Source organism: Polaromonas sp., assembly GCF_039932935.1.
In the GTDB taxonomy this organism is placed as follows: Bacteria; Pseudomonadota; Gammaproteobacteria; order Burkholderiales; family Burkholderiaceae_C; genus Polaromonas.
Genome location: NZ_JBDTPB010000053.1, coordinates 21,505 through 46,627 on the forward strand (window position 1 = coordinate 21,505; position 25,123 = coordinate 46,627).

Genomic DNA, 25,123 nt, shown 5'->3' on the forward strand with positions numbered 1-25,123 from the left:
GGAGTTGCGCATGTCTTCAATTGCAATTATTGCCCTGTCAGGGCGATTCCCCGGCGGCTGCGACACGCCGGAGGCCTTGTGGGCATCGCTCGTGGACGGACGCGACCTGATCGAGGAGGTACCCGCTTCGCGCTGGAACGTGCAGCGTTTCTTGCGCACGGAGCCCGCCATCGGCCTAGATCACCTAAGCCGCTTTGGTGGTTTCTTGCGGGACATCGATCTGTTCGACCCAGTCGCTTTCGGCATTTCGCCTCGCGAAGCACACACCATGGATCCGGCCCAGCGCATCCTGCTGGAAGAGGTCTGGAGGTGCTGGGAGGGGGCCGGAATCTCGCCCGCATCCTTCGCGGGCTGCCCAGTTGGGGTTTTCATCGGAGCATTCACACAGGACTACCTGCAATTGCAATTGGGCGGACGCGCGACGACCGTGTCGGAGACTCACAGCGCCACCGGAGCCATGCAGACGCTGTTGTCGAACCGAATTTCATACTGCTTCAACTTCACTGGCCCTAGCATGACGGTCGATACGGCCTGCTCGTCGTCGCTTGTCGCAGTGCACCTTGCGGCCAGCAGCATCACCCGTGGCGAGTGCGAACTCGCGTTCGCAGGTGGCGCGCAATTGCAGCTCACGCCCTATCACACGGCGATCGAGGGCCGCGGCGGCTTTCTGTCGCCCGACGGGCGTTGCCGGGCCTTCGATGCAGGTGCCAATGGGTATGTGCGTGCCGAAGCGGCCGGCATGCTGATGCTCGCTCCGCTGGATCGCGCACTGGAGCAAGGCTGGCCAGTGCACGGTGTGATTCATGCAAGTCAGGTCAACCAGAACGGCAAAGGCATCGGCGTGACGCTGCCTAACCCACAGGCGCAAGCCGGTCTCATCGATTCCGCCCTAGCGCAGGCAGGCCTTTCGCCTGATGCCATTGGCTACGTCGAGGCGCATGGCACGGGCACGCGCGCAGGCGACCGGGCCGAAGCGCAGGCGCTTAGCCAGTCACTTGGGCGCGGGCGCACCGGCAATTCGCTGCTGATCGGATCGGTCAAGACCAATCTGGGCCACGCCGAAGCTGCTTCCGGGGTTGTCGGAATGATTAAGGTGCTGCTGGCTCTGCGGCACCAGACCATTCCGCCTCACCTGCATTGGCAATCGTCGCCGCCGGACGTTGATCTTGAGGGCTGCGGCCTGCGCCTGCCGCTGCTGGCACAGCCCTGGCCGCGCGAGGCACCATATGCCTGCGTCAATTCTTTTGGCTTCGGCGGCACGAATGCGCATGTCATCCTAGGTCCGCCTCCGCAGCGCGAGGCGCCGACGACGGATGGGCAGGTACGCGCGCCGCATTGGACGGTGCTATTGTCCGGTGCGAGCGCGGCCCACCTACCATTGCAGGCGGCGGCGATGCGCGACTTCATCGACGCGATGCCGGCCGACGCAGACGTTGGGCAACTGGCGGCTGCGACCATTCATCAGAGGCACCACTTTCGCCATCGTCTGGCGCTCGTCGCTCAAGATCGCGCGTCCTTGTCGGGTCTGCTGCAGGAATACCTGGGCCGACCGGATTCGACCGAATGGGCGCAGGGAGAAGCACGCGGCCCCGAGTTGGGCGCGGTCGCCTGGGCCTTCGCGGGTATGGGACCGCAATGGGCCGACATGGGCAGGGAACTGTCGCGCGGATTCCCCGTGTTCTGCGAAGCCTTTGAACAATGCATGACCCGGTTTGCGCGGATCGCAGGTTTCTCGCTGGCGGACAGTCTCGCGCAAGTCGACGCCGGGAACAAACCCGGCAGTTCTGCCGTGCTTCCCACGGCGCTTGCGCAGCCGCTCAACCTCTGTTTCCAGATCGCGCTTTCAGCCTTGCTGCGCACTTGGGGCGTGCGTCCCTGCGCGGTGGTAGGCCACAGCGTAGGCGAAATCGCCGCCTTCCATGCGGCGGGCGCGCTCGATCTCGATACCGCTCTGACGCTAGTATTCCATCGGAGCCGCTTGCAAGCCCGTTTGGCAGGCCAAGGCGGCATGATCTCGGTCTCGGCCAGCGAGGAAACATGGGGTCCCTTGCTGAAAAAATACGGCGTATGCGTGGCCGCGCGCAATGGCGCACGCATGGTGACTCTGGCGGGCCACGACGACGCGCTCGAGGCGCTGGCCCGCGATCTCGCGCACCAAGGGTGCTATTGCAGGAAGCTGGCGGTAGAGGTTCCATATCACAGCGAACTAATGGCACCGCTGGAGAAAGAATTCCGCGAGGCGGTGCAGGGGCTGCGATTTCAAAAGGTTACAACACCGCTGTACTCCACGGTGACGGGCACTCGCCTAGACGATCTCGCATTGCGCGATTTTTCCAGCTACTGGTGGCGCAACCTGCGTGAGCCAGTGGCCTTTGTCGACGCGATCCAGCAGATGGCCGAGTGTGGCGCGACGGTCTTTCAGGAACTCAGTGCGCAGCCAGTACTGCAGGGCTATCTGCGGGACATTCTGCAAGGCTCACCGGCCAGTGTGGGGAGTCTGCGCCGGGGGCGCGATGAATCCGCCGCCGCGATTGAGAGTCTCGCGCGCCTGTATGTCCACGGCGTCGCAGTCGACTGGTCGGCGCTTTATGCAAAACCCGCCCATGTCGTCAAGCAACCGGGAACGGTTTGGCATAGAAGCCGGTACTGGTCCGAGTCGCCGGAGATGCGTGCCCAGCGTCTGGACCAGGCCGATCATCCTTTCCTCGGTTATCGGCGCCCAGGCGTCGGATGGACCTGGGATGTCGATCTCGAGGACAGTGACGAGTGGCATCTTGCCGACCATCGTGTGCAGGGCCAGGCCCGGCTGCCAGCGGCCTTCTTCGTCGAACTCGTGGCCGCCGCATGCAAGCGAATCGCACCCGGATCGCCGGTGCGTCTGGGCGAGGTACGTTTTCATCGGGGCGTCGCTTTTGCATCGAATACGCGAGTTCGCCTGACGACGGTTGCGGACGCCGCAAGCGGAACAGTGCGCATCAGTGACGACTCGGGACGGCCGCTCGTCGATGCGCAACTTCTGACGGCATGGGCGGTGCATGCGCAGTGCACTTCGCCTCTCGATGCGCTGGCAATTGCAGCGCCCTGGTCTGCGCAGCGCTTCTACGAAGCCGTGCGTGTGTTGGGCTATGACTACGGTCCGGGCTTCAGACCGCTGCACTCTGTGGAATTCGACTCCAAACACTGCCGCGCTCGGATTGACGGAAAGGTCATCGCGGGACTTGATTTTGCGCCCGAGATTCTGGACGCCTGTCTGCAGTCGCTTCTGGGATTTGAATTGTCTGACGGCTCTGGCGGCTCTGGCGGTTCGCCACATGGCTGTCGCTTGCCGGTATCAATCGGCGAAGTGCGCCTGCATCGCGCGCCCGGCGCAGACGATTTCCCGCTGGTCATCGAAGGCAACAGCCTGCAGCGCGATGCGCAGCGATCGGTGAACGACCTCAAACTGCGCAGCAATACCGGTGAAATGCTGGCGGAACTGCTGAGTGTCGTCATGAAATCCCCAGACACACCGTCCGCGCTGACCGCAGGGCGCGTCCCCGCGGAAACCTTGTTCAGGCTCGACTGGCGCAACATCGAGTCCGCTGCTGCAGCGCAGGCCGCGGACCACTATCGACCGCGTCGCTGGCTCCTTTGGGGAAGTGCGGCAGGGCACGCTTGCAGCTTTGCGCGTTACCTGCAAAGCCAGGGCGAGTCCGTGCACTTGTATGATCCCTCCGATCCTGCGGAATCCGGATGGGAGGCCCAAAAAAGCGAGGGCGACGGGTCGCTACTCGTCGTGAACCTGCAGGCGCTCGATTGGGACACCGATGAGGGTGCGGATCTCGAGCGAATCAGCAAAACCGTCACCCACCTGCAGCGGCAGTGCGGCCTGGCGGGAACCCATGCGCGGATATGGCTGGTCACGCGGGGTGCGCAGAATGCGCAGGCTCCCTGGCCCGTACAGGCCGCACTGTGGGGATTGGTCCGTACGCTCGGCAATGTCGAGTACCCGGGCGTGTTTCGGGGCGTGGCCGACATTCCGCTGGAAGCGGGCGCGTCTTGGCACCAAGCCCTGTTCGAACTTTTTCGAAGCGCGTCGAGGCAAAATCAGTTTCGCCTGCACGAGGACGTCTGGCAGGCGCCGCAGTTGGTCGCCTGCGAACCGCGAGCGGATTTACCCAAACCGTGGTTGCGCGGCGACGCCAGCTATCTCATCACGGGTGGCTTCGGTGCACTGGGGCGCCTGACCGCGCGCTTCCTGATAGAGGCCGGGGCGCGCAACCTGGTTTTGCTGGGAAGTCAATCGCCGCCGCCGCGCGCCGACTGGAGCCGGCCCCAGCCCGAGACATGGCGCGATCGCATCGATTGGGTGCTCGATCTGGAGCGCAAGGGGGCACGCGTGCTGCCCCTGGGTTTTGACATCCGTTCGCAGCATGCGTGGGAAGGATTCGAGGCGACTGTTCGTCACGCGGGCTTTCCGGCGATCCGGGGCATCGTGCATGCCGCAGGAATGACGGCCGATCGCGCGTTCGCCTCCGCTACGCAGGATGACCTGCACAGTGTCCTGGGTCCCAAGATCTCGGGCTTGCATCGACTATTGCAAGCGAACGCAGGAATTGATCTCGATTTCCTCCTCTTGTATTCGTCCATCTCCGCGCTCCTGCCCTCCCATGGCCAAGCGCTGTATGCGGCCGCGAACTGTTACCTCGACGCCAGCGCGTCCTTGCTACAGCAGCGCGGCGTGCCCGCGCGCTCGATCGCCTGGGGGCCTTGGACAATTGGCATGGCGCGGGGCGAGAAGCTGGCGCGGCTGTTCAAAGCCCAGGGGCTGGTGCCCATCGCACCGCACGAGGGATATCGCATTCTCGGGAACGCTTTGTCTCGTCATGAAGAGCACCTCTACTGCGTGGCATTCGACTGGCCAACTTTCCTCGAAACTCATCGCAACCAGCTCTGGCTGTTGGCCGACCAGCTCCCGCGGCTGGAAGACGTCGTGCGAAATCGCGCATCACCTCGGCGCGGCGACCGCGCCACCGCGAGTGGCGCTGAGCGTCGGGATGCCGCACTGCACGATCTGATTCAGTACGCGATGGAAGTCATGCGCCTGGGCGAGAGCGACCTGCACGCAGGCAGCAACCTCACCCAGCTGGGTCTGGATTCTCTGATGGCCGTTGAGATGCAGATCAAAGTAGCCAACGACTGGCCGGGCGAGTTGGGCGTGATCGATTTACTTGGGCGCGGCTCCTTGCTCGATCTGGCGGACCTGCTTGCTAGCCGCTCCGCGCCCGCGCCTACAAATTTCCCGATCGAATCGCAGCGCGATACGGACAGGATTCCGGCTTAGTCGATCTCGCCGCGCTGACTCCGGAACAGCGTACCCGCAACGGAAATCCCTCCGCCGGGAATTTATTAAAGGAAAGAAGAGACCTATGTCAGAAAATATGCAGTGCAACATGAACATCAAGAACACCACCGGAGGCACCTTGACCTGCTCCGCCACTAATTTGCCGTGGGGAAAATGGAATGGCAGCCCGCCGACGCAGATTACCAATGGGCAGACCGTGTCGTTTGGCGCCCAGGGCGCAAAGGGTTCGGCGACCGGTACGTCGGGGTCAGTGACCTACATGTTCGCGGACAACCAGACCTCGTTCACCATTAACTGGGACATTCCGTACAGTGGCTCCAACTCCGGCACCATGACCGTAAACGGTCCCGGATCCAGCAACTACACGGCGCAGGAGATGGACAGCACATACCAGAACGTCGTGTCGTTTCCTACGAGCGGGTCGGCCGTCACTGTGTACTACGGTATCGGCGCCGCTGTGCAATCGCAGAACTCAAAGAAATCTTCGATCACGGAATCAGTCGCGGCAAAGATCAAGGCGCTCACGAAGAACATTCCAGTTCCCGCCATGGACATCGCGAGCGTCGCGCGAGCGGCCGATTGCGGCGAAGTCAGTGGGCCCGAATTGGTGGTCATGTTCAAGGGCAAGACGACGGCGACCTGCAAGGACATCCTGAACGTCAGTAGCCTTTCTGCCGGGGATCGTGTGCGCTTCGTATCCAACCGCGGTCTGATTTCTCCTTTGAATGAATTCACCGAAGCCGTCGAATTCGCGGCCTACGTGATTGCTGTCCTGAAGCCTGAGAAGCTGGTGTACGAGCTGGCAGAGGCGACCATTCAGGCACTGCGAGACATGATCAAAGGAGCACCTCCGCCCGATCTGGAGAAGATGGCGAACGCGATCGAGGACGCCAAGGCCCTGATGTTGGCGCAACGCGATCACAAAACCCTGCTGCCCCAGGTCGCCGCGCTGGATGGAATTCTTGCCTGCATCTACATGAGCTCGGGTGCGGCGCTCGCGCAGGCTGGATCGTGCGCCCGTGACACTGCGGCAGACGTCGGGGCAGGCGAGAAAATCGAGAAGTGGCAACTCGCGCGCCTGCTGGAATTATCGGCCTAATCGGTCCCCGCAGCCCGTGCCCCCATTCGCACCGGCTGCGGCGGCCGCATAAGATCACGTAGTTTGCGTTGCGGAGGTACTCGAAAGGGAGGCTAGCCGGCATTGGCTCCCGGCCAACGTCCGGCAATCCCTCCATGTGGATACCGGTGACCAGGTGGAGTTTGTAGAGATAGAGCCTGGCCAGTTCCTATTCGTCGCGGCAACGCGGTCTGTTACCGAACTCAAAGGCATGTTCGGCAAACCCAAGAAAGTCGTTTCCATCGAAGAGATGAACCGGGCCATTGCCAATCAGGGAGCAAGCATACGATGATTGCGCTGGGATATCGGCCCGCGGAAACCCGCGCGCCTTCCCATAAACGCGCTAAAGTAAGGCACTGCTCAAAGCGCAGCCAAACCTTCGCCAAAAACGTCCAGCGCCTTGAACAACAATGAGCGCGGAATCGTGAGCGAGGGCATCACACGCATGACGTTGGTATAGCGACCGCAAGGCACCATCAGTACACCGTGACTGAGCACGTAGTCCATAAGTTTTCCCAGCTTTTCGCCGGTCAGCGGAACCTTCGTGACCTTGTCTTCGACCAGTTCGATACCGATCATCAGGCCACGGCCGCGCACCTCCCCCACATACGGGCTGTTGAAGCTGCGGATGCGCTCCTGCACTTCCAGGCCCAAGGTATGGGCGCGATTGATGAGGTCCAGCTTCGGGTCCTGCAGCAGGCGGATGTTCGTCAGCGACACGGCGGCAGACATGGCATTGGCCGCAAAGGTGTTAGGCGCGGAGCCATCGGGAATCTTGGCCGCCAGGTCCGAGCGCATGATCAGGCCCGCCATCGGAACGTCGCCGCCCATGCCTTTGCCGAAGGTCAACATATCGGGCTTCACGCCCGAATGTTCTACAGCCCACATCTTGCCGGTGCGGCCGACACCGGATTGCACTTCGTCCACGATCAACAACGCTCCGCTGCGATCACAAGCCTTGCGCACCAGTTGCAGGAATTCCGGAGAAGGCGGCACATAACCACCTTCTCCCTGCACGGGCTCCACGATCACCGCGGCCACGTCATCGGCCCCTGTATAGGGAGTGTTCAGCAGATAGTCAATGTACTCGCCGGAAATTTGTTCCGCGCTCTTGTGGGTGGTGTCGAAAGGGAACCGGTAGGCATAGGGATAGGGGGCATGGATCACACCCCCCATGAACGGACCGTAGCCCTTGCGGTAGGCCGTTCCCGTCGTCAGCGCGTTCGAGGCATTCCAGATGCCGTGGTAGCCACCGTGAAAAGCGATGATCTGGTGCCGCCCGGTGACGCGTTTGGCGAACTTGACGGCAGCTTCCAGGGCATCGCTGCCACCCTGTGTGAAGAAGGTAATGCAGTCGCCCTTCAAACCGTCGGGCGCGATCTCGGATATCTTGGCGGCCAGGTCGGTACGCTTGGTATTGTTCACCTCCATGGCGTGCATCAGCGTTTCCGACTGATCGCGTATGGCCTGCACCACCTCCGGGTGGCAGCGCCCCACACTGCTCACACCCACACCGGCCGACAGGTCGATGAAGGTATTGCCGTCCGGGTCCTTGATCGTCACGCCGAAAGCCCGGTCCATGACCACCGGCATCCGGCCTCCGCCACGAGCCATCGATTCGGTGCGCGCGGACAAGGCCAGCGCCGCAGCCGCTTTGGGGCCGGGGAAGGTGGCTGACACCATCTTGGGGGCATCCGGGAAATTCAGGGCTTCCAGTTCAATTTCAGACATATACGTACCTTGTTTCGGTTTCTTGAGGGAAATGATTCGCTGCGGATCGCTGGCGAACGGCTGTCAGCTTGAGGGCAGGCCCGCAAAAAGCGACGGGGGCCTGCGTCCCAACCAGGGCAACGAGCCACCGGGAGGTAGACTCGATCGAACACCGTTTGGCGTCAGTTGATGATGATCCAGATCCCTCTTGGCGAGTTATCCCGAATCGGCAATCGGAAATCGGCGATCGACAATCCGCCCGTGATCGTCAGCTGGACGGGACGCCGCGAGGAAGCCTATCGATCCTGGCCGAGTCCCGCAAAACGGGCGGGCTCACGGCGCTTGAGCCGGCTCGCGGCCCACCAGCCGGCCGCGACCGCGATCGGCACCAGTCCCAGCAGGGCAAAAGATATCGCCTTGCTCGCCCCGGTCAAGACATGGAAGTTCGCAACGGCGAGCACCATCACCGCACACAATCCCATACAGGCAAACAAAGGCATCCAAAAAATCCTGAACTTGCCATAACCACGTGCTCCGGAACGAAAGAACCTGATCACCGCGAGCGCGGTGGCAATCATGAGGGCAAGCACACAGACAGTGGCCAAATTGCTCAGCCATGAGAACATCATCAGGACAGGGTCTGCTTTGACCACCGCAAAACCAATCACCACAATGACACACAAGGCTGTCTGAAGCAGCGAAGCGACATGCGGACTTTTGTGCTTCGCGTGGGTCCACCCGAGCCTGGACGGAAGCAAGCCCTCACGCCCCAGCGCATAGAAGTAGCGCGCTGTCGAGTTGTGAAACGCGACCAGTCCCGCATAGATGCTGATGATGAACATGCCTCTCAACACCGTGGTCAGCTGCGAGCCCGCATAAGCCTCAGACAGCGTGTACAGAAAGTTCGTCGGGTCGCTCAGCGCGGTCACTGCGGCGACAACCTTGTCGCTGCCGGCGCCGATGACCAGGCACCACAGCGAGAACGAATAAAAACAGCCGATCAGCAAGAGCGCGGCATAGGTGGCAATTGGAATGCTGCGCTTGGGATCCTTCGCCTCTTCACTGTAGATGGTGGTTGCCTCGAAGCCGATAAAAGCCGCGAAACAGAAAAGCAGGCCAACGAAGGGGTTTCCGCTGGTGATGGCTTGGGGGGTGTAGGAATTGAAGTTAATGCCATCAGCCCCTCCATGGCTGAGTATCAGGACGTCCAGGGTCAGGACAACCAGGTACTCGGCGACGACGAAGCCTGCCAGCATTTTTGCGGAGAAGTCGATCTGGTGATACCCGAAGTACGCCACCGTTGCCATGGCGACCAAGGTACAGGCCCACCATGGTGCACTCCATCCAAATTGGGCCTGAAGCGCTTCGGAGGCCACCGCACCCAGCAGGCCATACAACCCAAACTGCAAGGTGACATAACCAAGAATCGCCACCATCGCGGCCGCGCCCCCCGCACGTCCGCCCAGGCCTCGCGCGACGATGGAATAGAAGCCGCCGGCACTGGTGACACAGGTGGCTATCGCCGTGTATCCGGCGGCAAACATCAGCAAAAGGGCCAGCACCATGAGCACCAGCGCGGGCGTTCCGGCGCCGTTGCCCAACATGATCCCGATCGGGAACCCTCCCGCAACCACGCTCAGGGGGCTTGCCGCCGATATGACGAGCAGCGTGATGAAACCAGCGCTGAGCGTCGAGCGGCGTAAGTTGGTGGAACGGGCTTGGGCCGCTTCATGCGAATAATCCGCCACCGGGGGTGTCAGCTGCATTTTCTCTCCTTGAACAGGGTGTGTTTATCGATGCTTGGGCGCCAGGCTGTGCATGCCCACATGCTCCGACAAAGCGTATGCGGCAGTCTAGGAACAGGAAGTGCGTTGGCGGTATCCCGGATCGGCAAATAGTCGCGCTTTATCTGTCCGGCAGCAAGAAAACCCGATACAACCTTGAGAACGCCTGCCCCCTGTTGGAGCCGGCAGGCGTCGCAAGGGTGCATATGCCGGCGGGATACTTCTGTACCGCCTGGCCATTGGTGGCTCAGTCGTTCAAGTGCCGCCGGCCTGCATCGGCCCGCTTGGTCTGGGAAGGCAGTTCACCGAACAGGTTCTGGTACTCGGCGGCGAAGTGGCTGAGATGAAAGAACCCCCACTTGAACGCAGCGTCGCCGATTGACAGCGCGGACATACCCGTCGACATCAACTCCCGGCGTACGCCGTTAAGACGAACGGATCGCAGGTAGTTCACCGGCGTCGTCTCGGCAACCGTGCGAAAACTGTTCTGCACCGTGCGGCGGCTCACTTGAAGCCGCTCACACAGTTCGACCACGCTGGGAACCTGGATCGCGTCAGCCATCGTGAGGCGATGGCATTTCTCAACGATGAAGCTGTGCGTCGAACTGCCATGCCGCTGGGCTCTGTCGCAGGCGGGGTCCGTCATGAGTTGCAGCATTTCATCCAGCATGGCCCGCTCAAACTCATGCTCTCGTTCAGGCGTGACGCCGAGATCCTCATTGATCAGTGCCTCGGAGAACATGGCCAGCAGCCGCCTGCGAGAGTCAATGAGCCGCTGCGGCGGCACCTTGATCACAGGCTGTTTGAGCAGGCTGCCAATCTCATCCGCCCAAAACGTCTCCCCCAAAGCACGCTCGAAAAAATCCTGGTCGAATGTGATCGCCAGCAAATCCATCCCCATCGGCATGTGGAACATGAACTCCTCGCCCCCGCGCAAAAAGAAGATGCTCTTGTCATCCGCTTCCCGTCCTTGCATGCGGATCGAGCCCGGAACTGCGATCGGGACGGCAAAACACACCTTCCCGCGCGGGGCCTCTCCGTGCTGCACGACACGCTGGTTGATTTGCTCACGGAAAAAGTGGCACCGCGCACTGGTAAGCTGCATCAGCGAACTCTCCAGGGTACCCCCCGTTATCTGGCTATACGTTTGATTCCACTCCTGCACAGCAGTCGCATGGACATGGACGTCGTGAAATCGATTGATGCTGTGATTCATGGCTCAGAAGAAGCTCCGTGGTGACTCGGCATTGCAAAACGAAAAAAATGCTAACTTCTCATTTAGTAATAATTTTGCAAAAATAAGCTCGAAAAACATACGGGTGTAAACCCTGCACTTCCTCACTGATCAATTTGCACAATAACGGTGCATTAATCCATCGAAGCGGGGTCGCGAAGCCGATACAGCAATTTGGGTGCCATCTCGCGCCTGAAATCGTTCATGCCGCGGCCCGGTCTTTCAGTTGCTGATTTGGGCTAACGCGGTGCCCCCGCGCGCCCGGAAACTCAGCAGCGTTGCCGCGGTTGGCAGCAAACCGTCCCCCTGGAACCGCCGCTGATCGGCGTGCACACCCGTAGAGATGTCGGAACCATCTCGCACATATAGAGAAATGACCATGAGCAAGTACCTGAAGCACTACATTGAAGGAGCGTCCATCGAGGCCTCCAACGGTGGGCGCATGAGCCTCGTCAACCCAGTCGACGAGCAAGAGTATGAGACCGCGGCGCGCGGCACCACCGAAGACGTCCAGCGCGCAGTTGCAGCCGCGCACGCTCAGCTGAGCACCGGCGCCTGGAGCAAGCTCGACGGCGCAAAACGCGGCCGCTTGCTGAGCAAACTGGCGGACCTTGTCGAACGTGACACCGACCTCCTTGCCGACATGGATGCCCACGCAATCGGACGCTCGCCGATGGAGCCGCGCATGATGGACGTACCCAACGCCGTTGCAAACCTGCGCGCCGCCGCCGGCTGGGCCAACCAGCTCGAGGGCCGCACCATCCCGACCAGCGGGTACATGGGAATGAAGACGCTCTCGTACACGATCCGCGAGCCGATCGGCGTGGTGGGTGCCATCGTGCCGTGGAACTCGCCGCTGATGATTACCACCTGGAAGCTTGCAGCACTGCTGGCGGCAGGCTGTACCGTCGTGATCAAGCCTTCGGAAGAAACGCCACAGTCAGCTCTGCACCTCGCTGCGTTGTGCCAGGAAGCTGGCTTTCCCGACGGCGTGGTCAATGTGGTGACGGGGTTGGGGGAAGTGGTGGGGGCAGCGCTGTGCGAGCACCCGGACGTCGCCAAGATCAGCTTTACCGGCAGCCCTGAAGCAGGACGTGCCATCCAGCGTACAGCCGGCGCCACCTTCAAGCGTGTGACGCTGGAGCTTGGCGGCAAGAGCCCGCAGATCGTGTTCGACGACGCGTCTTTCGAAGACGCCGTTCGCGGTTGCGCGCTGGGCTTGTTTGTCAACCAGGGGCAGGTCTGCGCCGCTGGGTCGCGCATTCTTGTTCATCGCAGCATTGCCCAGCGATTCTCCGCGGCCTTGGCCGAAGCCGCAGGCGAGATCACCGTAGGCGACCCGCGCACACCAGGAGTGCGGATGGGCCCGGTCGCCAAGAAGGCACAGTTCGAGCGCGTGAACCGCTACATCCAGCTCGGCCTCGACGAAGGGGCCGAACTGCTGGCCGGCGGTGTGTCGAATCCGGAAAAGGGATGGTTCGTGAAGCCCACGATCTTCGTCAATGCCACGAACGACATGACCATCGCGCGCGAGGAAATTTTCGGGCCTGTAGGTACCGTCATTGCGTTTGATACCGAGGAAGAAGCCGTTGCCCTGGCGAACGACTCCGTCTACGGCCTGGCGGCTACCGTGTGGACCACCGACCTCGCGCGCGCGCACCGCGTCGCCGCCGCGGTGAAAGTAGGTGCCGTCGGCGTGAACTGCTGGAGCCCGCTCGAAGCCAATCTGCCCTGGGGCGGCCTGAAGACCAGCGGCATCGGGCGCGAGGGTGGTCTGGCAGGAGCACTGGCGTACACCGAAGAAAAAGTTGTCACCGTGCTTCTGCCCTGATCCATCAGGGCGTACAACCAACCAACAAAGGGAGAGATCATGAAATGGCGAAACACTATTGACGCCTACGGCGGTATCTCAATGCTTTTCCACTGGTTCACTGCGGCGGCCTTCATCACGTCGTATGTCGTTGTCTACTATGTGATCTGGTTCGTCGATCCGGAGACGAGCATCAAGCCACCGCTTTTTGGTGTAGCGCCGAACGCGCAGAACATCGTCCCGATCCTCAACATCCACTGGATTCTTGGGATCACGATCGGCTTTCTGGCACTGCCGCGCCTGCTTTGGCGCCTCTTCGGCACCACGCCACAACATGTATCAGCTTCAAGGCTCGAGAATCGCGCAGCCGACATCGCGCACTGGGCACTGTACGCCTTGTTGCTGCTGATGCCGATATCGGGCTATATGACCACCTACGACCCGACCAACTTCGGGCTGTTCGTGATTCCTGCCTGCCGAGACACCGCATTCGCGGAATGGATCCGTTCAAGCTTCGGCTTGACCACCCTTCAACTCGAAGACCTTATGTGGACCGTGCACAGCTTTCTCGGCAAATGGGTGGCTTGGGCGCTGGTAAGCATCCACATCGCCGCCGCGCTATTCCATCATTTTGTCCGCCGAGACACTATCTTGCGTCGCATGCTGCCGACACGCAATTAACAGCCCCGCACCGAGCCGAAAAAACGCGCCAACCCAGGGTTGACTGCACCGCAGTCATCCTGGGTTGGCCGCCGCATGCGCGCGTCGCAAGAGACCGAATCGCTCATCAAAGTCCGTACGAAGAACTTGCCGATCCGGGCTATTGATATTTGTTCCCTGCCAATAGATTTGAACCTGCAACCAAATGCGTCCCCTGGATGAGCGAGTGCTGCGGGTCAGCCGCATCGCGATCAGCCAGGGTCATCGATTGAAGTCAGCCTAACCCGGAGAAGCCATGCTCATGAAGAACCCAAAACTCGCCAAGCTATCACGTGCAACTTTGACGGCAGCTCTCGCCATCCAGTTGCTGGGCAGCCCCCTCGTTACCTCGGCCGCCGATCCAGCACAGCTGGACAAGCTCACGCCGTCCGGCGCCGAAAAAGAAGGCAACAAAAATGGAACGATCCCGTCCTGGCAAGGTGCCGAAGCGCCGCTGCCCGGCTGGGAATGGGGGAAGTTGCGGCGGGACTACTGGAAACACAAAGATGAGAAGCCGCTCTTCACCATCGACGCATCCAACGTCAGCAAGTATGCCGACAAGCTGAGCGCCGGCCAGCTGGCAATGATCAACCAGCGCAAGGACTACCGCATGGACGTTTATCCGTCCCACCGGAGCTGCGGCGTGCCGGATTTCGTGGCCGGCAATACCAAGAAAAACGTGAATACGGCGAAACTCAACGACGACGGCTGGAGCCTTAAAGAGGCAACGGTTCCAGGCTATCCCTTCCCCATTCCCTCTACGGGCGTAGAGGCCATGTGGAATTCCAAGATGCGGTATCGCGGCGTGGGTCTCGACTACAAGGGCACCATCACAGCGGTGTCACCGCGGCGCGGCAGCACCGAGTGGATTCGCGCCGACTCGGAGCAAACGCTTTTCATCCCGTGGGGCGCCAAAGGCTCCAACCAGCTCTCGTCCTATCCGCCGGTCGAGTTCTTCGTGTATTTCTCCTATGTCGCGCCGGCAGCGCTGGCCGGGCAGGCGCTGGCAATCACGCAGTACATCAACCAGGCCGAAAACGAGACCTTTTATTACTTCCCCGGCCAACGGCGGGTGCGGCGCATGCCGACCTATTCCCACGACGCGCCACAGATCGGAATGGAGAACCAGTACACGCTCGATGAGCCGAACGTGTTCAACGGAGCGCTGGATCGCTTCGACTGGAAGCTGGTCGGAAAAAAGGAAATCTACGTTCCCTACAACGCGTTCGGCGCACACGACTTCAAGGCCAAGTTCGAGGATGTCGCCAAACCAGATTTCATCGCGCAGACCCATCGCCGTTACGAACTGCACCGCGTCTGGGTCGTTGAAGCCACGGTGAAAGCCGGTATGCGTCATTCCGCCCCCAAGCGCACGGTCTACCTGGACGAGGACAGCTGGGCTCCGGTGCTGATGGACGACTTCGACGGACAGAACAAGCTGGCCAAGATGCGCGAGGGCTTCCTGATCCCGGTGTATGAAACCGGAACCTGCGACGTGATGGCGATGGTGCAGAACAACCTGGCCGAAGGACGCTACGTCTTCGACACACACACCGTCGGCGTCGGAAAGGACATCCGCTGGTTCACCGAGCCCACTGGCCCCAGGTTCAAGGCGGGCTTCTACACATCGGAAAACCTCCGCGCCATCAGCGAGCGTTGAACCAGACCCAAGACCACACCAGGTAGAACACGATGAACCACATGAACAAGATCCACTTATTCCAGAAACGATCGATCGCGCTGGCCGCCTGCGCACTGCTCAGCTTCGGCGCGCAGGCGATGACGTTTGAGACCGAAGATGTTCGGGGAAATTTCGATTCGACAATCACCGTCGGCACCGGCATTCGCACCAAAGCTCCGGGGTGTTCGCAGGTCACCGCGGGCGCCAGCGGCAATGGCGCCCCAAGCGGGTGCCTCGCGACTACCTCGCTGCTGGGCGACCAGGGCAACCTGAATTACGCCAAGGGCGATGCATTCACGACCTATATCAAGGGCAGCCACGAACTGCTGCTCAAGCTGCCGTCCGACGTTACGTTTCTCGGGCGGGTCAACTGGATGAAAGACTTCACGGCAAGCAACACGACCGGCTACCTGAGCGCCACGACCCCTCCCGCCCTCGCGGATGGGCTGGCCGGCGACGCGCGCAAGGATCTGCGATTCAAGGCTCGGGTGCTGGACTTCTGGGTCAGCAAATCCTTTCAGGTCGGGGAACAGCAGGCGCGGGTACGCGTCGGCAACCAGGTTATCAACTGGGGCGAGAGCCTGTTCCTTCCGGGCGGTATCAACAGCACCAATGCCGTGGATGTGATGCGCGCCTCGCAGCCCGGAACACAGCTGAAGGAAGTCCTCTTGCCGGCGCCCATGGTCAGTGTCGCCAGCGGACTGGGACACGGACTGAACTTCGAAGCCTACGTGCAGGCCAAGTGGAACGGCAACTACATGCCGCCCACAGGTAGCTACTGGTCAACCGCCAACGGCCTGGGCAAAGGCCATGACGCCTATGGCCTCGTCGAAGTCAAGCCCAAGAACAGCGGCCAGTATGGCGTAGCGCTGCGCTACCAACCCGAGGGAACATCGCTGAACCTCGGCGTCTACGCCATGAGCTACCAGGACAAAGGCCCCAACTTCAGTACCAATGTCGGCGGCAGCGGTCAGGCCGGCTGGGCATTCGCGGAAGATCGCCGTCTCTACGGCGTGAGCGCGAACTTGCCGCTGGGCGACTGGGCGATCGGCACCGAACTGTCCTACCGCCCTAGGGATGCCGTTTCACTCAACTCGAACGCCAGCGGCTGTTCGTCGCAGAACGGCAACTGCTGGATAGACGAGAAGAAATTCCAATGGCATCTGACCGGCCTCTACAGCATGACGCCAAGTAATTCCCAGGGAATACTGAATCTGCTTGGCGCCAACACCGCTACCTTGAGTGCTGAAGCTGTCGTGGTGCGCTACCCCAAGCTGCGGCAGATGTACGGGGTCGATCCAGTCGCCGCCGGCGGTTGGGGCTGGGGACAGGAATTCGACGCGGCCGGTACACCGACCGTCACGGGCTCGAAGACTTCGTGGGGCTATAACGTCGATTTCAGCTGGGTTTATGACGGCACCATCATTCCCGGCTGGCAAGTGGTCCCGGAGATCTATTACTTCCAGGCAGTCAAGGGCCGTACCCCGAATGGCGCCGGCCAGTTCATGGAGGGAGCCAAATCGGTCAACCTGATCATCAGCTTCCTGCAGAACCCGACGAAATGGCAAGGGGCGATCAACTACACGGCCTTCTTCGGGGGAAAAAACGCCTTGGATCAACCTCTGCGTGATCGCAACTACCTCGGAATCACCCTGTCCCGAAATTTCTGATGTAAGCAGAGCCCAAGAGGCCACGCGCCAGCGCAGCCCCTTGGCTTCATGCGGCCACCCTCCTGCCTACCCGATTGCCCACGTCGCTCCATCGGGGAACACCCGACCCACCATCGGGCGCCCAAGGCCGCACCGAGCGTAGATCACCCCTCCCGAATGCATGCTGAAAGTCGCCCGTGTCTGATTCCGCCCCCGTACCTGCCTCCAGTTCATCCATCACCCGCGCCGTGCAACGCGTTGAACAGCTCGTCTTCCGCTACCGGGGCAGGCTTCTTGTCGCACTCGGCATTTTCACACTCGCCATGGCATGGTTCGCGGTTCAGCTGCGCATGGACGCAGGGTTCGAAAAACAGATGCCCGTTGGGCACGAGTACATCGAAACCTTCAAGGAATACCGCAACGACGTGCTCGGAGCCAACAGGCTGAACATCGTCGTGAAGGCCCGGCGCGGCAGCATCTGGAACGCCAGGGCGCTCAAGCGTGTCTATGAGGTGACGCAGGCCGTCACCTACCTGCCCAACGTGGAGCGGCTCGGCGTTCAGTCGGTCTGGACACCCAACAGCTTCGTCAACGAGATCACCGAAGAAGGCTTTCGCGCCGATCCCCTGATCGACAGCACCATCACGCCCGAGCAGCTCACCGAGGACGCCATCGCCAATGTGCGCCGAGCCGCTTCGCAAGGCGGCTTCGTGGGAACGCTGGTCTCGCGCGACGAGACCAGCGCGATGATCACCGCCGAGCTCCTGGAGTTCGATGCCGACAACACCAAGCTCGACTATGTCGCCTATAACCGCATCCTCGAAGAGAAAATCCGCGCGAAGTTCGAGGATGAAAATTTCGAGATCCAGATCATCGGTTTCGCCAAGCAGATCGGCGACATCGCGGACGGCGCGCGTTCGGTGCTGAAGTTCTGCGCGGTGGCGCTGCTGCTCACGGCAATCGCCGTTTTTTGGTACTGCCGTTCTCTGCGCTTCACCCTGCTGCCCATAGCTTGCTCACTCACTTCCTTGGTCTGGCAATTCGGCACGCTGCGGCTACTCGGCTTTGGGCTCGACCCGCTGGGCGTTCTGGTGCCATTCCTGGTATTTGCCATCGGTGTTTCGCACGGCGTGCAGCAGATCAACTTCATCGTCCGGCAAATCTCGCTCGGCCACTCCAACTATGACGCCTGTCGCGACAGCTTCACCGGACTCCTTATCCCCGGCGTCCTTGCGCTCGTGACCGCGTTTGTCTCCTTCGTCACCCTATTGATGATTCCGATCCCGATGGTGCGCGAACTGGCGATCACCGCCTCGCTGGGCGTTGCCTACAAAATCGTCACTAACCTGGTAATGCTTCCGATAGCAGCCTCTTATTTCAGCATCGGCAAGCGCTACGCGGACGCAGCCCTGGCGCAACGGGAGAAACGCTCCGATTGGCTGCGCACGCTGGCCAAAGTGGCGGATCCGCGTAACGCACTGATCATTCTGATGGTGACCGCGGTCGTGTTCGCCACCGCGGTCTGGCAAAGCCGTGATCGCGTGGTTGGCACGCTGCAGCCGGGCGCTCCCGAGTTGCGGGAAGATTCGCGCTTCAACCGCGATGCCGTGGCGATCTCCAGCAACTATGACACCGGCCTCGACTGGCTGACGGTGATCTTCGAAGCGCCGCCCAACAGCTGCGACAACGTCAACATCGCCCTGTACCAGGACCGTTTCACCTGGGCGATGCAGCCCGTCGAAGGGGTGCTGTCGGTGGCCTCGTATTCGGGGCAACTGCGCCTGTACAACGAGGGCTACAACGAAGGCAATCCGAAAATGAACGTGGTGCCGCTGGACCCGGGAAACTATGCCGCGCTATCCACCGAAATCGGCCGCATTCGAGGAACCATGCGCAAGGACTGCAGCATGACGGCGGTGCACCTGTTTCTCACCGACCACAAGGCAACCACCATCCAGCGGGTCATCGATGCCGCGAAACAGTTCCGCAGCAACGACACACTGGCCGGCGTCAAGATCCGCCTCGCCTCTGGAAACGCCGGCGTTCTGGCGGCCATCGACGATGAGGTCGAAAAAAGCGAACTGCCGATGATGCTGTATGTCTATGCCGCCATCGTCGTACTTGTTTTCCTGGTGTACCGGGATCTGCGCGCGGTGGTCGCCTGTTGCCTGCCGTTGACAGTGGGCACTTTCATCGGCTACTGGTTCATGAAGGAGCTTCAGATCGGGCTGACGGTGGCGACGCTGCCGGTGATGGTGCTGGCGGTTGGCATAGGCGTTGACTATGCTTTCTATATCTACAACCGCCTGCTGGTCCACATGGCTAACGGGCAGCCCATCGGAAAAGCGGTCGAGAACGCAATTCTCGAGGTCGGGACCGCGACGATCTTCACCGCCATCACACTGGCTATCGGTGTCGCAACTTGGTCGTTCTCGCAGCTGAAGTTCCAGGCCGACATGGGCAAGCTGCTGGCGTTTATGTTTATGGTGAACATGGTGATGGCGATGACCGCACTGCCGGCGATTGCTGTCTGGCTGGAGCGGCTGTTTCCCCGCCGCAAACCCGTCGTGGCCACCGGGCTTCAGAACCATTGAGATCATTGAGATATTTTCTGCCATGAGAAAAAATACCTTCCTCATTCTTCTGCTCGCCGGATCGCTAGGCTCGCCCGCCGCCGGTATCGCTCAGCCCACTCCAGCAACCGCAGCAGCGACAACGCCCATCCTCGCCCCCGCCCGGCTTGCGCACCATGCGACCCAGGCGATGCTGCTGGCCAGCACACGCGCCGGACCCCGGTTTGTGGCGGTCGGAGATCATGGGGTGGTGCTGTTATCCGACGACGGCGGCAAGACGCACCGGCAGGCCAAGTCCGTTCCCGTGGACAGCACGCTTACTTCGGTGAGTTTTGTCGATGCTCGGCAGGGTTGGGCGGCAGGCCATGCCGGCGTCATCATCCACACCACCGATGGCGGCGAGACCTGGGTAGTCCAGCGCAGCGACGTACGCGAAGACCGGCCTTTGTTTGCCGTGCACTTTTTTGATGCCGCACACGGCGTCGCGGTCGGCTTGTGGTCGCTGGTGGTGACCACCCATGATGGAGGCATCACCTGGCAGACCGTAAAAATGCCGATCCCCGAGGGCGCCAAGAAGGCCGATTTGAATCTTCTGGGTCTGTTCGTGGACCAGCGCGGCCGCATATTCGCGGCGGCCGAAAAAGGAATGGTGCTGCGCTCGGATGACCAGGGACAACGCTGGAACTACCTGACCACCGGATACAAGGGATCCTTCTGGACGGGGACTGCCACCCAGGACGGAACCTTGTTGGTCGCAGGCATGCGGGGCTCACTCTACCGCAGCGGCAACGACGGCCGAAGCTGGGAACGAATCGAGACCGGCAGCAAGTCCTCCATCACGTCGCTGGCCGCGTCCGCCGCTCACGTTGTGGCGGTGGGTCTCGACGGCTTGATGTTGGACAGCGATGACGCAGGGTCGACCTTTACCGCGCATGTGCGATCCGACCACCTGCCATTGACGACTCTGACACTCGACGACAAGGGCCAGCCCATTCTGTACTCGCGGCAAGGCGTCGCGACAAACAATCCCACGGAAAAGTGAAAACGATCGCCATGGAACACGCGGCAGCCGTTCTTACCATCGATCTTGGCGCCATCGTCGCCAACTGGAAGCTTTTGTCGGATCGTGTGGCGCCGTCCAGATGCGGCGCGGTCGTGAAGGCGGACGCTTATGGCCTGGGAGCAGTGCCCGTAGTGCGCGCACTGCTGCAGGCCGGTTGCAGGGAATTCTTCGTCGCACTTGTCGACGAGGGCGTTCGTTTGCGCGAATCGCTAAAGCAGGAGTGGCCGTTGGACGCACGCGTGCATGTGCTGCATGGGCCTTTACCGGGCGCCGAAGCCGCCTGTCTCGAACACGGGCTGGTGCCGGTGCTCAACAGCCGGGACCAGATCGAGCGCTGGCAGACACTGGCGCGTAGGCACGGCACCAGCCTGCCCGCAGCGATCCAGGGCGATACGGGAATGACTCGGCTGGGACTTCCCCTGCTGGAGTTCACGCGTCTTTTCGAAACCAAAGATCGTCTAGCAGGCATCAGGCCGACACTGGTAATTAGCCATCTTGTCAGCGCCGAAGACCCAGGTGATCCGATCAACCAGCTGCAATTGCAACGATTCCACTCGCTGCGAACACTTTTCCCTTCTACCGTCTTCGGCTGCCTTGCCAACTCGTCGGGCATCTTCCTGGGCGGAGCGTTCCACTTTGACCTGGCTCGGCCGGGTGCCGCGCTCTATGGTGTGGCACCGACGACCGGACAGCCCAACCCCATGCGCCCGGTGGTCAGGGTTCAAGCGCGCCTGATTCAGTGGCATGACATTGACGAGGGCGAAGCGGTCGGCTACAACCATACTTGGCACGCTGTCCGCCCGACGCGCATTGCGACAGTGTCTATCGGATATGCGGACGGGTATTTACGCAGCGCAAGCAATCGGGCATTGCTGCGGTTTGACGGCATGGCATTGCCCCTGGTGGGCCGGGTTTCAATGGACACCGTAACGGTCGACGTAACAAAAATCGCGTCCGACCGCCTCGTGCCGGGAACGCTCTTCGACGTGATTGACGAAATCCAGGACGTCAATGTCCTGGCACAGCAAGCCGGCACCAACGCTTATGAAATCCTGACGAGCCTTGGCGCTCGATACCATCGGCACTACCTGGGTCACACATGAAAATTGCAATTCTCGGCAGCGGGGTCATCGGGACCACCGCCGCCTATTACCTGGCTCGCGCAGGCCATCAGGTCACGGTCCTGGAGCGGCAAGCCGGCCCAGCGCTGGAGACCAGTTTCGCCAATGCCGGTGAAGTGTCGCCTGGCTACTCGGCGCCGTGGGCCGGCCCCGGCGTTCCGATCAAGGCCATCAAGTGGCTTTTGATGCACCACAGCCCGCTCGTCGTCAAGCCCATGCTCGACGCAGCCATGTGGCGCTGGGGCGCGCAGATGCTACGCAACTGCACCGAAGGACGCTACCGCGTCAACAAAGCCCGCATGGTGCGATTGGCCGAGTACAGCCGTGACTGCATGAAAGACCTCCGCGCCGAAACGGGCATCCAGTACGACCAGCGCCTACAGGGGACGCTGCAGTTATTCCGCACACAAAAACAACTCGACGGCACGGGCAAAGACATCGAAATCCTGAGCCAGTATGGCGTGCCCTATGAAGTGCTCGACCGCGAAGGTTATCTGCGATACGAACCGGCATTGGCAGAGGTCAAACATAAATTCGTGGGCGCACTACGGTTGCCGGGGGATGAGACCGGCGACTGCTACAAGTTCACGAACGCGATGGCGGCCATGGCGCAGGAGTTGGGTGCGCAGTTCAAGTTCGGCGTCCGCATCGACAGCTTGAGGGGCGACTCGCACGGCATAACGTCCGTACAGACCCAGCATGGCCCGGTCATCGCGGACCGCTATCTGTTGGCGCTTGGCAGCTACTCCACGGCCATGCTGCAACCCCTGGGCCTGCAGATCCCGGTTTATCCGGTCAAGGGATATTCGATAACCGTTCCCATCACCGATGCCTCCATGGCCCCCGACTCGACGATCATGGACGAGACGCACAAGGTTGCGATAACGCGTCTTGGTGATCGCATCCGGGTGGGAGGCACTGCCCAGCTTTCTGGTTTCGACCTGGGCCTGCCTGAAGCCCGCCGGCGCACGCTCGAACATGTCGTCAGTGACCTGTTTCCAAAAGGCGGAGACGTGGCCAGGGCAGATTTCTGGGCCGGGCTGCGACCGATGACGCCCGACGGCACGCCGATCGTGGGGCCGAGTCCTGTCGGAAATCTCTGGCTCGCAACGGGCCACGGAACGCTGGGATGGACCATGGCCGCAGGCACCGCCAAGCTGCTGGCCGACTGGATGTCCGGCCGCACACCGGAAATCGACACCGAAGGCCTGACCTTCGAGCGTTATGCAGGCAGTACGACCGGCGCAGCGCCCTCCCGTGTGCATTCGCTCCCGGGTTTTCAGCCTAAATCCGGCGGAACCGACGGGCGATCATGACTACCTGTCCCCAAGCCCGCACATCTTCCTGGACAGCGGTTCCCGGTGAGCCACGGCCGCAGTCCACCGTGGCCCACGCCCAGGTTCGGCGACCCTCAACGTCCGCGGAGGCCCTTGACGAGCCGGGCAATGGATTCGATCCAAGGCGCAATCGGCACCTCGCGGCGGCACGGTATGCCGTGCTCGTGGCGGCCGCCTATGTCCTGTTCGCATGGATTGCCCCGGCATCCGTTCACGCCGAATCCATCGTTGTGGGCCAAACGCTGTCGCTCACAGGACCGTCGCCCAGAGTCGCCCAGGATTTACTGCGGGGACGGCAAGCCTGCGCCGATTGGATAAATGCTCAAGGCGGCATCCGGGGCCAATCTCTCAAGATCGTGACGCGGGACGACCGTAACGACCCCGCGCTTGCAGTCAAACAGGCGCAGGAGCTCGTCGACCGGGAGGGCGCCGTGGCTTTTTTCGGGTCGATGGGCCCTTCGGTGAATGCGGCGGTGCTCGACTGGGCGAATGCACAGGGAATGGCGGTGCTTGGCCCGTACGGCGGTGACATCGAGAACCGGACACGCCGCTACGACACCGCGTACTTCCTCACAGCGAATCAGAGTGCAGAAGCTGAGCGGCTTGCCTTGCATGTCGCATCGCTGGGCATGAATCGTGTCGTGATAGTGCATAGCTCCGACCCCGCCGGACGTGCCGCCCTCACGGCCTTGGAGGAAGGCCTGGGAGGCACCAACGTCGCGGCTATCGCGCTGATTGCGGCAAAGCCGGACGGCAGTGACGCCGCCACCGTCGCGCAATCGGTATCGAAAGCCAAAGCACAGGCCGTGTTGTTGGCCACATCGGGCCGCGCCACCATCGCCCTGCTGCAGTCGCTGACGGCCGCTTCGAGCAGCGGCTTGAATCTGCTTCAGATATACGGTCTTTCATCCGCCGCAAGCCAGGCCGAGCTGATTGAGCTGGGTGCACGTGCGCGCGGCTTTGCGATGAGCCAGGTAGTCCCCCTGCCTCGGGACACGCGGATCCCGGTCGTCCTCGCCTTCCACTCCGCCATGCGCGGCATCCCGGGTGAACGAACCTATGCGGAACTGGAAGGATGCATGGCATCGTTGCTGCTCGGAGAAGTCCTGCGCAGGAAACCCGTGACCTCAAACCGCGCAGCCATACTCCAGGCCATGAGAAGCACGGGTCGAGTCAATCTGGGAGGCTTCGAGATTGACCTGAATGATCGCACCAGGCCGGGCTCCCAGTACACAGACATCGTGTATATCGGGTTCGAAGGGAAGATCACCCGGTGATGGTGACCCTCTCCGCCCGCATATGAAGAAAATCGGGAAGCCGCCGCGCGGTTGCAGGTTTACGCGCCAGACAGGCCTTGCAGCGCAGGCCCCTGAAGGGCGGCCGGCCCCGTGCAGCCCTCAGGCGCCGAAGTTGAATCGCCCCTCTGCTGCCAGCTTCGTCAGAGGCAGGCGTCCATTGGGCATCTCGCGCGCCTGCAGTCCTTCAGAAAGAATGCCTTTGTCGCCCCGCTTGCCGATTGCCACCACCGTTTCGATCGCATAGTCGTCCGGAATGACCGCTACTTGTCTCAACTTGTCCGCGTCGAAACCAGCCATCCCGTGCGCCGACCAGCCTGAAAGCGTGGCTTGGAATGCGATGCTCGCCCAGGCCGCTCCAGAGTCGAAGGAATGCCACGAGTTTGGCGCGGCGCTCGCCGCGCCTGGGAACACCGCTTGTTTGGCGGAGACGATGACCACCAGAGCGGCCGCGCGCTGTGCCCAGCCCTGATTGAATTCCACCAGCGTATCAAAGATCGGCAGCCAACTTGCTGTGTCGCGCCGCGCGTAGATGAAACGCCAAGGCTGCGCGTTGTAAGCCGAAGGCGCCCACCGGGCGGCCTCGAGCGTGCTCAGCAAAGCGGCCTCGGGAATGGCCTCGCCCGTGAAGGCGCGCGGCGACCAGCGGTCGGTGAAAAGGGTATTGATGGGATGATCGGGTTTGCGTGCTTCTGTCATGTTTTCC

The 25,123-nt window shown here is 61.5% G+C and carries 16 protein-coding genes; 12 read left to right on the forward strand and 4 right to left on the reverse strand.

Annotated features, from left to right (window positions below; genetic code table 11):
- Positions 1–10: 10 nt before the first annotated feature.
- From ABI546_RS10150 to ABI546_RS10160, 3 genes are all read left to right on the forward strand, one after another.
- Complete coding sequence (locus ABI546_RS10150; protein WP_348046472.1) at positions 11–5,323, forward strand: beta-ketoacyl synthase N-terminal-like domain-containing protein; 5,313 nt, start codon at positions 11–13, stop codon at positions 5,321–5,323.
- A 109-nt stretch (positions 5,324–5,432) separates the two neighbouring features.
- A complete protein-coding gene (locus ABI546_RS10155) occupies positions 5,433–6,443 on the forward strand; it encodes an aegerolysin family protein (protein ID WP_348046473.1) in 1,011 nt (336 codons plus the stop codon).
- Positions 6,444–6,579: 136 nt separating this feature from the next.
- The gene (locus tag ABI546_RS10160; RefSeq protein ID WP_348046474.1) at positions 6,580–6,753 is read left to right on the forward strand and encodes an AbrB family transcriptional regulator; all 174 of its coding nucleotides are present in this window, start codon (positions 6,580–6,582) and stop codon (positions 6,751–6,753) included.
- A gap of 68 nt (positions 6,754–6,821) precedes the next feature.
- On the opposite strand, the gene ABI546_RS10165 is transcribed toward ABI546_RS10160, so the two are convergent.
- From ABI546_RS10165 to ABI546_RS10175, 3 genes are all read right to left on the reverse strand, one after another.
- The gene (locus ABI546_RS10165; protein WP_348046475.1) at positions 6,822–8,192 is read right to left on the reverse strand and encodes an aspartate aminotransferase family protein; all 1,371 of its coding nucleotides are present in this window, start codon (positions 8,190–8,192) and stop codon (positions 6,822–6,824) included.
- A 275-nt stretch (positions 8,193–8,467) separates the two neighbouring features.
- A complete protein-coding gene (locus tag ABI546_RS10170; protein WP_348046476.1) occupies positions 8,468–9,937 on the reverse strand; it encodes an APC family permease in 1,470 nt (489 codons plus the stop codon).
- 265 nt (positions 9,938–10,202) lie between these two features.
- Entirely contained in the window at positions 10,203–11,171 is a 969-nt protein-coding gene (locus ABI546_RS10175; protein ID WP_348046477.1) for a helix-turn-helix domain-containing protein, read from the reverse strand.
- A gap of 397 nt (positions 11,172–11,568) precedes the next feature.
- Between ABI546_RS10175 and ABI546_RS10180 the strand changes: the two genes are divergently transcribed.
- The 9 genes from ABI546_RS10180 (at position 11,569) to ABI546_RS10220 (ending at position 24,399) form a co-directional block, all read left to right on the forward strand.
- The gene (locus ABI546_RS10180) at positions 11,569–13,020 is read left to right on the forward strand and encodes an aldehyde dehydrogenase family protein (RefSeq protein WP_348046478.1); all 1,452 of its coding nucleotides are present in this window, start codon (positions 11,569–11,571) and stop codon (positions 13,018–13,020) included.
- A gap of 39 nt (positions 13,021–13,059) precedes the next feature.
- Positions 13,060–13,680, forward strand: coding sequence for a cytochrome b (locus ABI546_RS10185; RefSeq protein WP_348046479.1), 621 nt, complete (start codon positions 13,060–13,062; stop codon positions 13,678–13,680).
- A gap of 274 nt (positions 13,681–13,954) precedes the next feature.
- A complete protein-coding gene (locus ABI546_RS10190; RefSeq protein ID WP_348046480.1) occupies positions 13,955–15,358 on the forward strand; it encodes a DUF1329 domain-containing protein in 1,404 nt (467 codons plus the stop codon).
- Between the two features lie 41 nt (positions 15,359–15,399).
- Positions 15,400–17,049: a DUF1302 domain-containing protein gene (locus ABI546_RS10195; protein WP_348046502.1), complete on the forward strand. Its 1,650-nt coding sequence runs from the start codon at positions 15,400–15,402 to the stop codon at positions 17,047–17,049.
- Between the two features lie 227 nt (positions 17,050–17,276).
- Complete coding sequence (locus tag ABI546_RS10200) at positions 17,277–19,622, forward strand: efflux RND transporter permease subunit (RefSeq protein ID WP_348046481.1); 2,346 nt, start codon at positions 17,277–17,279, stop codon at positions 19,620–19,622.
- 22 nt (positions 19,623–19,644) lie between these two features.
- Entirely contained in the window at positions 19,645–20,643 is a 999-nt protein-coding gene (locus ABI546_RS10205) for a YCF48-related protein (protein WP_348046482.1), read from the forward strand.
- Positions 20,640–21,767 (forward strand): alanine racemase, encoded by a 1,128-nt coding sequence (gene alr, locus ABI546_RS10210; RefSeq protein WP_348046483.1) that lies wholly within the window; start codon positions 20,640–20,642, stop codon positions 21,765–21,767. Before ABI546_RS10205 ends, alr begins: the two co-directional genes overlap by 4 nt.
- Entirely contained in the window at positions 21,764–23,101 is a 1,338-nt protein-coding gene (locus tag ABI546_RS10215) for a D-amino acid dehydrogenase (protein ID WP_348046484.1), read from the forward strand. The genes alr and ABI546_RS10215 overlap by 4 nt, the downstream gene beginning before the upstream one ends.
- 68 nt (positions 23,102–23,169) lie before the next feature.
- Positions 23,170–24,399, forward strand: a complete 1,230-nt coding sequence (locus tag ABI546_RS10220; protein ID WP_348046485.1) for an ABC transporter substrate-binding protein — start codon at positions 23,170–23,172, stop codon at positions 24,397–24,399.
- 120 nt (positions 24,400–24,519) lie between these two features.
- Here the strand turns inward: ABI546_RS10220 and ABI546_RS10225 are convergent, their stop codons facing one another.
- On the reverse strand, positions 24,520–25,116 hold the full coding sequence (locus ABI546_RS10225) for a nitroreductase family protein (protein WP_348046486.1): 597 nt from the start codon (positions 25,114–25,116) through the stop codon (positions 24,520–24,522).
- Between the last annotated feature and the right edge of the window lie 7 nt (positions 25,117–25,123).

Excerpts from the sequence above, each read along its gene's own strand:
- ABI546_RS10205 (WP_348046482.1), top strand. The coding sequence starts at position 19,645 with ATGAGAAAAAATACCTTCCTCATTCTTCTGCTCGCCGGATCGCTAGGC.
- ABI546_RS10190 (WP_348046480.1), top strand. The coding sequence starts at position 13,955 with ATGCTCATGAAGAACCCAAAACTCGCCAAGCTATCACGTGCAACTTTG.
- ABI546_RS10165 (WP_348046475.1), bottom strand. The coding sequence starts at position 8,192 with ATGTCTGAAATTGAACTGGAAGCCCTGAATTTCCCGGATGCCCCCAAG.
- ABI546_RS10215 (WP_348046484.1), top strand. The coding sequence starts at position 21,764 with ATGAAAATTGCAATTCTCGGCAGCGGGGTCATCGGGACCACCGCCGCC.
- ABI546_RS10155 (WP_348046473.1), top strand. The coding sequence starts at position 5,433 with ATGAACATCAAGAACACCACCGGAGGCACCTTGACCTGCTCCGCCACT.
- ABI546_RS10150 (WP_348046472.1), top strand. The coding sequence starts at position 11 with ATGTCTTCAATTGCAATTATTGCCCTGTCAGGGCGATTCCCCGGCGGC.
- ABI546_RS10225 (WP_348046486.1), bottom strand. The coding sequence starts at position 25,116 with ATGACAGAAGCACGCAAACCCGATCATCCCATCAATACCCTTTTCACC.
- ABI546_RS10195 (WP_348046502.1), top strand. The coding sequence starts at position 15,400 with ATGAACAAGATCCACTTATTCCAGAAACGATCGATCGCGCTGGCCGCC.
- ABI546_RS10185 (WP_348046479.1), top strand. The coding sequence starts at position 13,060 with ATGAAATGGCGAAACACTATTGACGCCTACGGCGGTATCTCAATGCTT.
- ABI546_RS10175 (WP_348046477.1), bottom strand. The coding sequence starts at position 11,171 with ATGAATCACAGCATCAATCGATTTCACGACGTCCATGTCCATGCGACT.
- ABI546_RS10170 (WP_348046476.1), bottom strand. The coding sequence starts at position 9,937 with ATGCAGCTGACACCCCCGGTGGCGGATTATTCGCATGAAGCGGCCCAA.
- ABI546_RS10180 (WP_348046478.1), top strand. The coding sequence starts at position 11,569 with ATGAGCAAGTACCTGAAGCACTACATTGAAGGAGCGTCCATCGAGGCC.